The 15136-nt window shown below is 74.5% G+C and carries 10 protein-coding genes; 3 read left to right on the top strand and 7 right to left on the bottom strand.

The window, feature by feature from the left end:
* Positions 1–66: 66 nt before the first annotated feature.
* From HW837_RS33205 to HW837_RS33230, 6 genes are all read right to left on the bottom strand, one after another.
* The gene (locus HW837_RS33205; protein ID WP_193380890.1) at positions 67–708 is read right to left on the bottom strand and encodes a cutinase family protein; all 642 of its coding nucleotides are present in this window, start codon (positions 706–708) and stop codon (positions 67–69) included.
* 142 nt (positions 709–850) lie between these two features.
* Positions 851–2083: a PucR family transcriptional regulator gene (locus HW837_RS33210; RefSeq protein WP_177261843.1), complete on the bottom strand. Its 1233-nt coding sequence runs from the start codon at positions 2081–2083 to the stop codon at positions 851–853.
* A 122-nt stretch (positions 2084–2205) separates the two neighbouring features.
* Positions 2206–3201, bottom strand: a complete 996-nt coding sequence (locus tag HW837_RS33215; protein WP_093789739.1) for an alpha/beta hydrolase — start codon at positions 3199–3201, stop codon at positions 2206–2208.
* A 22-nt stretch (positions 3202–3223) separates the two neighbouring features.
* Complete coding sequence (locus HW837_RS33220) at positions 3224–7675, bottom strand: type I polyketide synthase (protein WP_237270487.1); 4452 nt, start codon at positions 7673–7675, stop codon at positions 3224–3226.
* 59 nt (positions 7676–7734) lie between these two features.
* Positions 7735–9486 (bottom strand): fatty acyl-AMP ligase, encoded by a 1752-nt coding sequence (locus tag HW837_RS33225; RefSeq protein WP_093789741.1) that lies wholly within the window; start codon positions 9484–9486, stop codon positions 7735–7737.
* 121 nt (positions 9487–9607) lie between these two features.
* A complete protein-coding gene (locus tag HW837_RS33230; RefSeq protein WP_313895608.1) occupies positions 9608–11170 on the bottom strand; it encodes an acyl-CoA carboxylase subunit beta in 1563 nt (520 codons plus the stop codon).
* Between the two features lie 244 nt (positions 11171–11414).
* Here HW837_RS33230 and HW837_RS33235 point away from each other — a divergent pair, with 244 nt between their 5' ends.
* Both HW837_RS33235 and HW837_RS33240 read left to right on the top strand, forming a co-directional pair.
* Positions 11415–12140, top strand: a complete 726-nt coding sequence (locus tag HW837_RS33235; protein ID WP_234442800.1) for an expansin EXLX1 family cellulose-binding protein — start codon at positions 11415–11417, stop codon at positions 12138–12140.
* A 20-nt stretch (positions 12141–12160) separates the two neighbouring features.
* Positions 12161–13342, top strand: a complete 1182-nt coding sequence (locus HW837_RS33240; protein WP_045562257.1) for an aminotransferase class V-fold PLP-dependent enzyme — start codon at positions 12161–12163, stop codon at positions 13340–13342.
* Positions 13343–13363: 21 nt separating this feature from the next.
* On the opposite strand, the gene HW837_RS33245 is transcribed toward HW837_RS33240, so the two are convergent.
* The gene (locus HW837_RS33245; RefSeq protein WP_045562258.1) at positions 13364–14215 is read right to left on the bottom strand and encodes a sugar nucleotide-binding protein; all 852 of its coding nucleotides are present in this window, start codon (positions 14213–14215) and stop codon (positions 13364–13366) included.
* A gap of 355 nt (positions 14216–14570) precedes the next feature.
* Here HW837_RS33245 and HW837_RS33250 point away from each other — a divergent pair, with 355 nt between their 5' ends.
* Entirely contained in the window at positions 14571–15092 is a 522-nt protein-coding gene (locus tag HW837_RS33250; RefSeq protein ID WP_045562259.1) for a hypothetical protein, read from the top strand.
* Positions 15093–15136 lie beyond the last annotated feature (44 nt).

A 15136-nucleotide genomic window follows, 5' to 3' on the forward strand; every position in this document is an offset into this window, starting at 1 on the left:
AGGAAGGCCCAGGAGGAACTCGTTCCTCCTGGGCCTTCACTCCGGCTGCCGGCTGTGGCGGGTGCCTCAGACCTTGGTCGCGGCGAAGGTCGCCGCCGCGTCGGCGTTGGCGGTGTAGCCGAGGTGGGCTCCCACGTCGCCGCCGCCGTTCTCGCAGACCGGGTCGCCGGACGCGCAGAAGTCGATCGTGCGGCTCTGGTAGGTGCCGGTGACGCTCTTGCCGATGGCCCGGATCGGGTTGCCGAACAGCAGCACCGCGGAGACCCGCGGTTCCAGCGCGGCGGGGATCGTGGCCACGATGGGGCTGCCGACCACCGCGCCCGCGCTGCTGATGCCGATGGAGTTGTCGACGACGTTCGCGCCCTGCGAATAACCGACCAGGACGAAACGCTGGTTCGGACAGGAGGCCGCCTGGCTCCTGACGTGGTTCACCAGATCCGCGTTGCCCTGCGCGGCCGAGGTGGGGGAAAGGTCCGCAGGGTAGTTCACCTTGTAGCTGGACAGCGTTTTTCCGGTGATTTTCCTCTGCAGCGCGGAATACACGGGGTCGCCGACGATGAAGCCGAGCGTGCCGGGCTCGAATGTGCCGCGAGCGGCGACGACGTCGATGTCCGTGCAGGCCGCGGCCGTGGCGGCGGGAGCCGAGACGGTGACCAGTCCGGCCCCGCCGACCAGCGAGAGCGCGGCGAGACACAAGCGGATACGCATGGGGATCCTTTGAGGGTGGGGCGCGTGGAGCGCCTGCGGAAAGGACGTCCCGAAGCTATTCGCTGTGTCAGGCCGAGTGTTATGGACGGGAATTCAAGAATCGCTTCTCTTTTTGCGCGGAGGTGAGTCCGGATCGATTTCCCTACGCGGTGAACGAGTCGTCGTCCCGCAGCGCCTCCGCGCGCAGCGCGAGAATCAGGTCCAGCCGGGTACCGGGGTCGTGCAGGGCGTCGCCGAAGAGCTTCTCCAGCTGCCGCAGGCGGTAGCGGACCGTCTGCGGGTGGATGTGGAGGCGGGCGGCGACGTCGGGCACGTTGCTGCCGCCGAGCAGCCACACCAGCAGGGTCTCGGCGAGCCGCCCGCGCGGCCCCTCGGCGACCGAGTCCAGCGGGGCCAGCACCTGGGACCGGAGCTGTTCGAGCATCGGTTCGTCGCTGTGCAGCAGCAGCGTCGACAGATGGTCCGCGCAGCGCACCACGCCCTGCCGGGGCAGGATGCCGCGCCCCATCAACCCGAGCGCCCGGGTCGCCCAGTGCAGCGAACGGGCGGCCTCCGTGAGCGGAACCGACGGCCCGATCGCGGCCGGACGCCCCCGCAGTGCGAGCGTGAACGCCCGGCCGCCGAAGCCGCCCGAGCCGTCCGGGTCGGGCACGAGCATCCGTGGTGGCCGGGACTCCATGTCCACCAGCGCCCCCGCGGCGGCCAACGGCCGCTCCTCCCGCCGGTCGGGCGAGGACGCGAGGACGACGACCGCGACGTGCGTCGGCACCGACCACCGGGCGCCGTGCGCCAGGTCGCGCACCGCCTCCGGCAACACCGGCCTGTCGCCCAGCAACAGGGCGAGCAGCCGCCCCCGGCGCCGTTCCAGCTCGTCCGTGCTGCGCAGCTGCCCCTCCGCGTACCCCGCCGCCGCGGCCTCGGCCACCTCGTGCACCGTCCGGAACGCCAGTTCACCCAGCCTGGCCATGACCGAGGAGTCCAACCCGAGTTCCTCCGTCGTGCGGCCCAGCAGCCGCCAGGCGTGCAGCCCTCCGACCCGCAGCGCGGACTGCAGTGTCTCGAGGCTGTGGCCCTCCAGCGCCTCGCCACGCCCCAGTTCGTGATAGATCGCGGTGATCGAGTCTCCCCGGCCGCGCGGATCGGCGATGTGGTCGACGAACAGGGTGAGCGCCTGCACGACCCCCGATCTGAGCAGTGCCCGGCTCGCTCCGTCGAGTGACCGGGAGGCGTACTCCGGGACCTGTCTGCACACCTCCTCCTCCACCTGGTCGGCGACGTCCTTCAGGTGTTCGCGCAGCAGTTTGACCAGTTCGGGCGGCACCGGGGCGGCGCCGGGACCCTTCGGTACGCCGTACGGCGGGACGGGGGCAGCCACGGCGGACCCTCCTTTCACCCGGAAGCGGCTCACCCGCGGGCTGACGCCCGTGGGGCGAGGGACAAGTCCAGGGTTCGACGGACGTCCCTTGCGCTCCGTTCCGTGCCCCGACGGCACCGGCCTCACGCCGGCACCCCCAGCGCACCGGCGAGCATCGGCCACGACGACGCGAACTCCCGCTTCCAGTACGCCCAGCTGTGCCCCCCGCCCGCGTAGAAGTGGGTCGTCACCGGGATCCGCAGCAGCGCCAGCGCGTCCGTGAACGCGTGCGCGGACGGCCACAGCGCGCTCTCCAGCGCCTCGGGAAGCCAGTCGCCGACGCCACCGATCACACCGCTGCCGCTCGACACGTACAGGGCGGTGCCGCGCAGCCCCGCCGCACGGGAACGCGGGTTGAAGTCCCGCCAGGTGAGCACGTTGAGGACGGGGTTGCCCCACAGCGACAGCGGCGCCAGGTTCTCGCGGGCCACGATGGCGTCCAGCAGGGGCGGCACACCGGGGGCCGTGGTGTCGAGGATGCCGCTGTACGAGGCCGCCGCGGCGAAGGTCCCGGGATGCCGTGCCGCGTGCGCCATGGCCCCGTAGCCGCCCGTCGAGACACCGGCCACCGCCCGGACACCGGACGCCCGGTACTGCCGGGCCAGCAGCGCCGGGACCTCCTCGACCTGGAACGTCTCGTAGTCCGGGCCGCTGCGCCAGGCGCTGGGGATGCCGGTCGGCCCCGCGTCCGGCATCGCCACGATCAGCTCCCGGCCCGCCGTGAACGCCTCGATGTCCGTCTCCCGCGTCCATGACGTGTGGTCGTCGTGCGCGCCGTGGAGGAGGTACAGCACGGGATACGTCCGGGTCGGCTGCGTGTCGAAGGAGGAGGGGAGGATCAGCCGCACCGGGGCGCTGCGGCCCAGGGCGGCGGAGGGGAGGGAGACGTCGAGGGTCCGGGGGCCGAGGCGGGTGACGGTGCCGGTGCGCGGGGTCGGTGCGGGCCGGGAGCGGGGGGCGGTCGCTCCGGCGGTCCGGGCGGTCGCGGCGCCGAAGAGGGCGGCCATGCCCGTCACGGCGGCCGCTCTGGTGACGGCGCGACGGGACATCGCGGTGGTGCGGTCGGTGGAGTCGGACATGGCGGCTCTCCTCGGCTCGGGTTCAACGGTGGTCCTCGGCGAGCCGCCGCCGCAGATGGGCGGCGATCTCGTCGACGTGCGGGGGGTCGAGCAGCGACAGATGGTGGCCCGTGACCCGGACGACGGTCAGCCGCGGGCACACCTCGTCCCAGCCGAGCGCCTCGTCGTCCCGCTCGTACGCCGGGTCGCGCACGGTGTGCGGGGCGGGCTCGGAGGCCCGGTACAGCACCACCCGCGCGTCGTGGCGGCCTGGCCGGTGGGCCTCGCCGATCCGCAGGTCCACATAGGAGGACCGCTGGTGATCGAGAGCCGCGCGGGGCACGTCGACGGCCGCGCGCAGTGCCTCCAGCACGGTGTCGATCCGCTCGCCGTCGTCCAGCGTCGCGGCCAACTCGTCGTACGGCAGGTCCAGTTCGACGCCGTACGTGTCGGCGACGTGGCGGGCGAAGCCGGTGAGGTGGGCGCGGATGCGTTCGGCCGGGGTCTCCTCGGCGCGGGGGAGCGGGCGTACGGAATCGATGAGCACCACCAGCCGTACGTCCCGCCCGGCGGCCGTGAGCTGCCGGGCCGCCTCCTGCGCGACGAAGCCGCCGAACGACCAACCGCCCAGCAGGCAGGGCCCGTCGGGGTGCACCGCGGCCACGGCCTCGACGTACCGCCGGGCCTTCTCCACGACCGTACGGGCCTCGTCGACCCGCTCCATCCCGTACACGGGCCGCTCCCCACCGAGCCGCTCGACGAGCCCCCGATAGACATCGGTGGTCCCACCGGCGGCGTGCACGAGGAAGAGCGGGGGGAGGGGGCCGGAGGGGTGGAGGGGGCGCAGGAGGGGATGGGGGAGCGGGTGGGGGAGGGGACTTGAGCGGCGGACGGGAAGAGCAGGGGAGCGCTTGGCGGCCACGGCGGAGGGCGGGGTGCGGCGGGTGGCGTCGGCCGGCGCCGGGGGTGCGGTCGGCCGAGGCCGTGCGGCGTCGACCGACAGGACGCCGGTCGACGAGGACGCCCCGCCGTCACCGGCCGACGCCATCTCGGCCGGTATCGCTCGCACCGACGTCGCCTCAGCCCGTGTCGCCCGCACCGACGTCGCCTCGGTCGGTGGTGCTTCAGCCGACTCCCCTTCGGCCGGCCCCCCTTCGGGCGGCTCTTCCGCGAGCGGGATCGTCTCGTCCGGGCCCCCTCTTCTCGGTAGTGCTCGTTGGATGCGGGATGCCGTTTCCTCGATCGTGGTTGCGTTCAGGAGGTCGCGGAGGGGGAGTTCGATCGCGAGGTCGCGTTCCAGGGCGGTGCGGATGCGGACGGCCATCAGGGAGTCGAGGCCGAGGTCGGCGTAGGCCGTGGCGGGGGTGATGCGGGTCGCCGGGTGACCGGTGACGGCCGCGATGTGGTGGCAGAGGCGAGCGGTGACGGAGGTGTGTCGGTCGGGGCTGCCTGCCGTGGCGACGCCGAGGTCGTCGGTCGGGCCGGGAGCCGCGTTCCGGAGGTGGCGGCCGGGCACCCCACGGCTCTCCACCGTCACACGGACCCCACCGACGTCGTGGCCCCCCTCGCCCCCCTCGGCCCCCGCAGCCCCCAGGCCCTCCGTGACTGCCCGGCCCGCCCGGCCGTCCGTCCACCAGTGCCGCACATGCCGCCAGCGCGGTGCCGGCAGGTCGATGACGCGGCCCGGTGGCGGTGGCAGCGGTGATCCGGCCGTGTGGAGGGTGCCCAGCCGGGTCAGGAAGTCGGCGGAGGTGTCGGCGTCCCGGTGGAGCGTGCCGAGGGCGAGGGCACCGGGCGCGTTGTCCATGATCGCCCGGGCCAGGACGGGGTGGGGGGAGAGCTCGACGAACGCGGTGTGGCCGTCGGCCGCTGCCGCGGCGACCGCCCGGTCGAGACGCACGGGCCGACGCAGGTTGGCCGCCCAGTGCGCCGCGTCGAACACGCAGTCGCCGCGTGGGTCGTCCAGCACGGTGGAGTAGACCGGGACTCGGGGGCGCCCGCCCCGGATGTCGGCCAGTTCCGCCGTCAGCTCCGGCAGCAACGGGTCCACCTGGGCCGAGTGCCCCGCCCCGACGACCCGCATCGCGCGCGCCGCCCGCCCCTCCTTCTCCAGCCGCTCCACCAACAGGGCCACCGACTCCCCGTCCCCGGTCACCACCTTCTGGCAGGGCGAGGAGTGCACGGCGACCTGCACCCCGGGGAAGTCCCGCGCCAGCAGCGGGAGTTCCCCGTCGTCGAGGTCCACCACCGCCATCGCCCCGCCCCGCAGCCCGCTGAGCAGCCGCGCCCGTACGGCCACCACCCGGGCCGCCTCCTCCACCTCCAGCGCGCCCGCGCACACCGCCGCGGCCACCTCGCCCAGGGAGTGCCCGATGACGGCGACGGGTTCGACACCGTGGGCGCGCCACAGCTCCGCGAGTGCCAACTGCATGCCGAGGAGGACCGGTTGGGCCACCTCGAGTCGGTCGAGGCCGCCGCCGGAGGCCAGGTGCTCGTAGAGGGAGAGGCCGCACGCGGGGGCGAGCTGCCCGTCCAGTTTCTCCACGGCCGCGGCGAAGGCGGGCTCCTCGGCGAGGAGCCGGCGCCCCATGCCGGTCCACTGGCTGCCGTACCCGGAGAACACCCACACCGGCCCGCGTCCGACGACGTCCCGGTCGCCCGTCATCACCCGCGCGTGGGGCCGCCCCGTCGCCAACGCCCGCATTCCGTCGGCCAGTTCGGCACGGTCCGAGGCGACGACCGCTGCCCGCACCGGCCCCCGCCCCGTCCGCCCGGCGAGCGTGCGCGCCACGTCGGCGGGGTGCGCGGCGCCGCCCTCGGGCGTGGCCAGCCAGTCGGCGAGCCGGGCGGCGGTGTCGCGGACCCGGCCGGCGTCCATGTCGGAGAGGAGGTGGAGGCGGGCCGGGGGTTCCTCGGCCGGGGGCGGCAGCAGGGCGCCCGGCCGCCATTCCTCCAGTACGGCGTGGGCGTTGGTGCCGCCGAACCCGAACCCGGAGACCCCGGCGGTGGCCGTGCCGCCGTACCGGGGCCACGGCTCGGCCTCGCTCACGACCCGCAGCCGTGCGTCGGCGTCCAGCGCGCTGCCCTCGGCGCAGTGCAGCGAGGGCGGGATCAGGTCGTGGTGCAGCGCGAGCACCGTCTTCACCAGCCCGGCGATGCCCGCGGCGGACTCCAGGTGGCCCAGGTTGCCCTTCACCGAGCCGAGGAGCAGGGGCTGGTCGGGGTCGCGGCCCGCCCCGAGGACGGCGCCGAGCGCGCCCGCCTCGATGGGGTCGCCGAGCGGGGTGCCGGTGCCGTGCGCCTCGACGTGGTCGATGTGCGCGGGGGAGAGCCCGGCCTGTGCGTAGGCCGTGCGCAACAGGGCCTGCTGGGCCGCCGGGTTGGGGGCCAGGAGGCCGTTGGAGCGGCCGTCGGAGTTCACGGCGGTGGCCCGGACGACGGCGAGGATCCGGTCGCCGTCGCGTTCGGCGTCGGACAGGCGTTTCAGCAGGACCGCCGCGCAGCCCTCGCCCCGGCCGATGCCGTCGGCCGCCTGGGAGAACGGCTTGCACCGGCCGTCCGGCGCGAGGGCGCCCGCCCGCCGGAACGCGACGGTGACGGCCGGGGAGAGCAGCAGGTTCACCCCGGCGGCGATCGCGAGATCGCTCTCGCCGGTGCGCAGACTGACGCACGCCTGGTGCACGGCCACCAGCGACGACGAACACGCGGTGTCGACGGCCATGCTCGGCCCGCGGGTGTCCAGGACGTAGGCCAGCCGGCCCGCCGCCACGCTCAGTGCCCCGCCGGCCGGCGCCCAGGGGTCGACGGCAGCCGGGTCGGCGCCGGTGAGCTGCCCGTACTCGGGCGCGGAGACACCGACGAAGACACCGGTGGCGCTGCCCGCGAGGGAGCCCGCCGGGACGGCGGCGTGGTCGAGGGTCTCCCGCACGACCTCCAGGAGGATCCGCTGCTGCGGGTCCATCACCGCGGCCTCGCGCGGGGTGACGCGGAAGAAGTCGGCGTCGAACCCCGCGACGTCGTCCAGATAACCGCCGTACGGGAGCGCGTCGGCCGGCGGGTACGGCGTGAAGTCCCGCCACCGGTCCTCCGGGACGCGCCGGATCGCGTCGACACCGTCGAGGAGCGCCCGCCAGTACTCCGCCGGGCCGTGCACCCCGCCCGGCAGCCGGCACCCGACCCCGACGACCGCGACGGGCTCACCGGGCGCGGTCGGCTCCCGCGAGGGGGCGGCGACCGGAGCGAGGTCCGCCGCCGCGTCGCACAGCCGTGCCACCAGCGCGTCCCCGGTGGACGCCTCCCACACCAGCGTCGCCGGCAGCTCCCTGCCCGTCGCCCGGGACAGCTCCCCGGCCAGCACGACCGCGTCCCGCGAGGACATCCCGAGGTCGGCGAACGGCCGGTCCATCGGCACGTCCTCGGCGGCCCCGCCGCTCCAGGCGGCCACCTGGGCCGCGATCAGCCGCCGCACCGCGTCTTCCCGCCCGCCGGCGAACAGCCGCCGCGAACCGCCCGCGCCGTCCTCCCCGCTCCCGCTCCCGCTCTCGCCCACGACCCTCATCCCGCGACCCCCACCGCATAGGCACCCGACAGATAGCGCTCGCGGGTCGCGGCCCGTGAGACCTTCCCGCTGGAGGTCCGGGGCACCGCGCCCGGCGGGACGAGGACGACGTCGGCGAGCCGCAGCCCGTGCCGGGCGGAGACGGCCGCGCGGACGGTCCGCACGAGGTCGGGCACGTCGATGTCGGCGAGCGGCACGGTCCGCGCGTGCTCCGCGACGACGACCACCCGCTCCCCGGTGCCGCCCGGCACACCGAACGCGGCGAGCCGGTCGCGTCGCACGGCCGGATGCGCCTCCTGGGCCGTGGCCTCCACGTCCTGCGGGTAGTGGTTGCGCCCGTCGACGACGATGAGGTCCTTCAGCCGCCCGGTGACGAGGAGTTGCCCGTCCAGGACCGTGCCCAGGTCGCCGGTCCGCAGCCATTCGCCCGGACCGGACGCGGCCTCGGCGAGCCGGGCGCCGAAGACGCGCCGGGTCTGCCGGTCCTGGTTCCGGTAGCCCCGGCCGACGTTGGGGCCCTGCACCCAGATCTCGCCGACCTCGCCCTCGGCCAGCGCGACCCGGGACACCGGGTCGGCGATCCGCACCCGCTGGCCCGCCGGTGTGCCGCAGCCGGCCAGCAGCACGGCCCTCGGGTCCTCGGGGCGCGCGGACAGGGCCTTGCCGGAGGCCAGGGCGTCCCGGTCGAGGGCGAATCCGCGCAGCGCCTCGCCGGGCCGGGCGGCGCTGACGAAGACGGTCGCCTCGGCCAGGCCGTACGACGGGCAGTGCGTCTCCGGGGCGAGGCCCTGGGCGGCGAACGCGGCGTGGAAACGGTCGGCCGTACCGGGACGGACCGGCTCGCTCCCGTTGATCAGCGCCATGACCCCGTCCAGCCGCAGCCCAGCCTTCTGCGCCTCGGTGACCGCCGAAGCGCAGTAGTCGTAGGCGAAGTTGGGCGCCGCGCTCAACGCGCGCGGGTGGGCGGCCAGCAGCCGCAGCCAGCGCACGGGCTCGTGCAGGAACGCCACCGGGTCCATGAGGACCGACAACAGCCCCCGTACCACCGGCGCCGCGACACTGAGCACGAGGCCCATGTCGTGGTAGAGCGGCAGCCAGCCCACACAGGTCGCCGGGTGCGTGTCGGCACCGTAGGCCGACAGCGCCTGGCGGGCGTTGGCGACGACGTTGGCATGGGTGATCTCGACTCCCGCCGGGGTGCGCGTCGAACCGGAGGTGTACTGGAGATAGGCGACGGCGGTGGGATCGGGCGTGCTGGGCGGCCGGTCGCCGTCGGCGGCGGAGTCCGGGACGCGGTCCACGGCGACGACCGGCACCGCCTGCCCCTCGCACAACTCGGCCACATCGTCCAGGACTTGGGACGTCGTGACGACGACCGCGGGGGACGCGTCGGCCAGCACGGCCGTGAGCCGGTCGCCCTGCCCGGGCAGACCGGGCGGATACAGCGGTACGGCGACCAGTCCGGCGGCGAGTGCTCCGAGGAAGGCGGTGACGTACTCCGTCCCCTGCGGGCACAGGACGGCGACCCGTTCCCCGGGCTCGGCCTCCGCCGCGAGCCGGGCGGCCACGGCCCGCACGCGTAGGTCCAGCCGGCGCCAGGTGAGCGTGCGATGGACGCCCCGCGACTGCGGCGCGGGATGGTCGACGAAGGTGAACGCCCGGCGGTCGGGGGTGGTCTCGGCCCAGTGCCGCACATACTCCGGCAGACTCCGGACGGCGGGCGCGAGCGGGGGGCGGCGGCTGTCCATCGGGCATGGCTCCTCACGTCGCGGGACGGCTTGCGGTCAAGGGGGGCACAGCGGTCGCACCGGTCACATGGGGACGGCGGTCACAGCGGAGACGGCGCGGACGGCGGTCGCGGCGGCGCGCTCAGAGCGGGATGTTGCCGTGGCGCCGTTCCGGCATCGGGGCGCGCTTGCCGCGCAGGGCGCGCAGGGCGCGGCAGATGTGGGCGCGGGTGTCGCGCGGGGCGATGACGGCGTCGACGTAGCCGCGCTCGGCGGCGAGGTACGGGGTCCCGTACGTGCTCTCGTACGAGGTGACCAGGCGGGCCCGCAGCGCCTCGGGGTCGGCCGCGGCGGCGAGTTCGCGGCGGTGCAGGACCCCCACCGCGCCCTCCGCGCCCATGACGGCGATCCGGGCGGTGGGCCAGGCGAGGTTGATGTCGGCGCCGAGGTGCTTGGAGCCCATCACCGCGTACCCGCCGCCGTACGCCTTGCGCACCACCACCGTCACCTTGGGGACGGTGGCCTCGGCGTACGCGTAGAGCAGTTTGGCGCCGCGCCGGATGATGCCGGCCTGCTCCTGGCGGACACCGGAGAGATAGCCGGGGACGTCGGCGAAGGTCAGCAGGGGGATGCCGAACGCGTCGCAGAACCGTACGAACCGCGCGGCCTTCTCGGAGGCGTCGATGTCGAGGACCCCGGCCGAGCACAGCGGCTGGTTGGCGACCACCCCGACCGGCGTACCCTCCACGAGAGCCAGCGCGCAGATGATGTTCGGCGCGAACAGCTCCTGGATCTCCAGGAGTTCACCGTCGTCGACGACCGCGCGCAGCACGTTCCGCATGTCGTAGGCCTGACTGAGCCGGTCCGGCACCACCGTGTCCAGGCACGGCGTGGCGGGCGCGGCCCCCGGCGCGTACTGCGGGGGCCGCTCCAGGTTGTTGGCGGGCAGGTACGACAGCAGGTCGCGCACGGTGTCGAGGGCGTCGACCTCGTCGGCGGCGAGGAAGTGGGCGTTGCCGTTGACGGTGTTGCTGGTGCGGGCGCCGCCCAGCTCCTCGGCGCTGGTGCGTTCGCCGGTGACCGTCTCGATGACGTCGGGCCCGGTGACGAACATGTGCGAGGCGCCGTCCACCATCACGGTGAAGTCGGTGATGGCGGGCGAGTAGGCGGCGCCGCCCGCGCAGGGGCCCAGCACGACCGAGATCTGCGGGATCACCCCGGACGCCTGGACGTTGCGGCGCACCAGTTCGGCGTAGAGGGCGAGGGAGGTGACGCCCTCCTGGATGCGCGCGCCGCCGCCGTCGTTCAGCCCGATGACGGGACAGCCGGTCTTCAGCGCGAGGTCCATCAGCGCGAGGGTCTTCTCCCCGAAGGCCTCGCCCATGCTGCCGCCGTACACGGTGGCGTCCTGGGCGAAGACACAGACCTGACGGCCGTCGATCGTGCCGTGCCCGGTGACCACGCCGTCGCCGTACGGGCGCCGGGCGCCGTCCCCGGTGGGCCGGGCGCGCACGAACAGGCCCGTCTCCGTGAACGAGCCCGCGTCCAGCAGTAGATCGATGCGTTCGCGGGCCCCGTACTCCCCGCGTCTCCTGGGGCCGCCCGGCGCGACCGCCCGCGTGCGGCGGCCCTCCAGCTCGGCGATGCGGTCGGCGGTCCGGTCGGGGATCCGGTCGTGGGTCGGTTCCGGAACCCGCTCGGGCACGCGGCCGGGCGTGCGCTCCGCCACCTGCCCCGCCCGGGATGTCGTCACCTCTAGCGTCACAGCCACCTCCGAAGTGGCTTTCGAATATGGCAGCGCGGGAGGGCCGGACCGGGTCGATCGCCGTTCTGTGTGCGGGAGATGAGTCCTGCGGGGCCCGGGTTCGTCCGTGGGTGACAAGGGCCCGGGCGCGACCAGGGTGTTCCGGACGAATGGCCGTAACCACCCTTCACTTGAGGATTCAACGATGCCAGGATCTCTCGCCCCCGAGCGCGCCCCACCGTTCTCGAAAGGCATCGACATGCGCAGTCGGCTCACCCTCCTCGCCGCCGCCACCGCCCTCCTGACCGCGGCCCCCGCACCGGCGTACGCCAGTGTCCAGCCCGGCGTCACCTACTCCGGCGAAGGCACCTTCTACGGCGCGACCGGCGTCGGGAACTGCCTCTACGACGCCACGAGCGACATCGCCATAGCGGCCCTCAACCACACCGACTACGACAACGCCCGTATGTGCGGCGCCTTCATCCGGGTCAAGGGCCCGCGCGGCGAGCTGACGGTGAGGATCGTCGACCGCTGTCCGGAGTGCCGCCCCGGCGACGTCGACCTCGGACAGCAGGCCTTCGCCCGGATCGCCGACCCCGTGGCCGGCCGGGTGCCCATCACCTGGACGCTGGTGAGCCCGGACCTCGCCGGACCCGTCTCCTACCGTTACAAGGAAGGCTCCACCCAGTGGTGGTGCGGCATCCAGGTCCGCAACCACCGCAACCCCGTCGCCACCCTGGAGGTCCGCACCGGCACCACCTGGCGGCAACTCCCGCGCCAGGAGTACAACTACTTCGTCTCGGCGGACGGCGCGGGCTGCGGCTCCGACATCCGCGTCAAGGACATCCACGGCCAGACCCTCACCGACACCGGCATCGCCCTCACCCCGAACGTCGACCAGCCGGGCCGCGCCCAGTTCACCAAGCGCTGACCCGTGGGAAGGGTGTGGGCATGGACATCGACGCACTGCGCCGGGACACCCCCGGCACCGCCCACCGCATCCATCTCAACAACGCCGGAGCCGCCCTGCTCTCCCGGCCCACCCTGGACACGGTCGTCGCCCACCTCGAACTGGAAGCCACCATCGGCGGCTACGAGGCGGCGCGGCAGGAGCAGCACCGCATCGACGCCACCTACACCGACCTCGCCCGGCTGATCGGCGGCCGCCCCGACGAGATCGCCCTGTTCGACAACTCCACCCATGCCTGGAGCGCCGCGTTCTACGCGCTCACCTTCAAGCCGGGCGACCGCATCCTCACCGGCCGCGCCGAGTACGGCAGCAATGTGCTCGCCTACCTCCAGGTCGCCCGGCGCACCGGCGCGGAGATCGTCGTCGTCCCCGACGACCCGTCCGGCCAGCTCGACACCGCCGCCCTCGCCGACCTGATCGACGAACGCACCCGGCTGGTCGGCATCAGCCATGTCCCCACCAGCGGCGGCCTGATCAACCCGGCGGCCGAGATCGGCCGGATCACCCGCGCCGCCGGTGTCCCGTTCCTCCTCGACGCCACCCAGTCCGTCGGCCAGTTCCCGGTGGACGTCGAGACCATCGGTTGCGACATGCTCTCCGCCACCGGCCGCAAGTTCCTGCGCGGCCCGCGCGGCACGGGCTTCCTCTGGGTGCGCTCCGAGGCGCTCGCGTACCTCGACCCGTACGTCACCGAGATCCATTCCGCCGCCTGGGACGGCGGACGCGGCTTCACCTGGCGGCCCGGCGCCACCCGCTTCGAGACCTGGGAGGTCGGCTACGCGGGCGTCCTCGGCCTCGACGCGGCCGTGCGCCAGGCCCTCGACCTGGGCCTGGACCGCATCGGAGAACGGGCCTTCGCCCTGGGCGCGTACCTGCGCGACCGGCTCGACGCCCTGCCCGGCGTCACCACCCACGACCTCGGCGCGCACCGCTGCGCCATCGTGACCGCGAAGGTCGACGGCCTGGCCGCGACCGAGGTCGCCGACGGCCTCGCCCGGCAGGGGATCAACGTCACCACCACCGTCCCGGAACACACCCAGTTCGACACCGAACACCGGGGCGTCCACCCCCTGGTCCGGCTCTCGCCGCACTACTACAACACCGAAGCCGAACTCGACCGCGCCGTCGAGGTCATGGCCGACCTCGCCCGCACCGCGCGCTGACACCCGCCCGGCGACCGACCGTCACCCGCGCGGCTCCGCGAGGAACTCCCGGGCACCACGCAGCCGGGTGCGCAGGTCCCGCCGGGTGACGCGGCTGTCCAGCCGGACGTCGAGGGCTCCTCGCCGGGCGCCGTCGGCCTGGCGTCCGGCGGGCAGCCGCTTCGGATCGAGGCCGTCGCGGCGGGCGACGAGGACGCCCAGCTCGTGCCGGGTGAGGGCGTCCGCCCCCGCGACGTGCCGTACACCGGCCGCCGTCGACACGGCCAGTTCCAGCAGCGCGGCGGCCAGGTCGCCCACCTGCACCGGACAGCGCACCACATCGGTGAACAGCACACCGTCGCGGTCGCCGGACACCAGGTCGTGCACATGGCGTTCGTGCTCGGACAGGGCGTGTCCGTCCCCGATGATCAGCGAGGTCCGCACCACGACGGCGTCCGGCGCCAGCAGCCGGACGCCGGTCTCCGCCGCCGCCTTCGCGGCACCGTAGGGCGTGACGGGATCCGGGAGGCGGGTCTCGTCGTAGGGGCCGCCGTCGCCCGAGAACACGGCGTCGCTCGACACATGGACCAGCCGGCAGCCGCGCCGGGCCGCGGCCCGTGCCACCCGGACCCCGCCGTCGGCGGTGACCGCCCAGTCCGCGCCGCCGCTGGACGCGTTGACGACGACCGAGGGGGCCACCCGCGCCAGCACCTCCGTCAGCCGCTCGGGATCGCGCAGGTCGAGAGTGTGCCAGGAGACGTCCGCCGGCCCGCCCCGAAGCGTGTCCGGCGGGGCGGTGGTACGGGTCGCGGACGTCTCGTGGCCCGCCGCCACGGCCTGGCGCGCCAGCTCGCCGCCCAGGAAACCGCTGCCGCCGATGATCAGAAGCCTCATGACGGGCAACGGTATGCCGATGGCGCTCTCGGCGGCGGTGTGGTCCGCCGACTTCCGGTCCGCGACCCGTCACCGTGGTGCGGACGGCAGGACAGTGCGCTTCGGGGTACCGGACGGCGGTTCCTCGATGACGCTTCCGCCGTGTGCCATGTCCGTCGCTCCTTGCCTGCGGCGTACGTTCCGGCCCGGACCTCTGTGGGGGTCAGTAATGCGTCGTATGGACGTCCGGTGAGTCAGTCCGGCGCGCAGGTGTGGCCCAGGACACGGCCCTTCCGTGGCCTGCGCCATTTCGAGGCGGGTGCCGCACGACTACGTTGTGCCACGCGTTCCCCAGTACCCACACGGATGGTCCAGCGTGCTCGCAGATCTCTCCCCGCTCATAGCGGCTACCACCCAGTGGCTGACGCGCGCCTACCCGGCGGGCGGCGGCGCGCTGGACGGCGCCCTCAGCGAGGCGCAGGCCCGGCAGGCCGTCACCGTGGCCGCCTGGCTCCGTTATCCGACTCCGATGGACGCCGCCCTCGTCGGCATGGCCGGCCCCGGTGGCTCCGCCCGCCTCGACTGGATCACCGGCCACGACGAGCCCCCGACCCCCGACGAGTACGCCTGGCGGACCTGGGTCGACGAGGTCGTGGCCAGCTGGGCGGCCTGCCTCCTGGCCGACGCCGACCTGGCCCGCGCCGCCGTGGTCGCCCTCGACGACTCCCCGCACACCGCAGGTCCGGCCACCGCCTTCCGGCGCCTGCTCACCCCGGACGAACTCGACCGGCGGGCCGCCGCACTCCTGCGCCACCCCGACCTCCTCGCGCCCGTCGCGACCCTGCACCACACCGGCCTGCTCGACACGCTGCGGCCGGGCCGGCCCCTGCCGGCCTGAGCCCGGCCGCATCGGACGGGGGCCCGCCCGCATCGGACGGGGGC

Source organism: Streptomyces caniscabiei (assembly GCF_014930365.1).
Lineage (GTDB): Bacteria > Actinomycetota > Actinomycetes > Streptomycetales > Streptomycetaceae > Streptomyces > Streptomyces caniscabiei.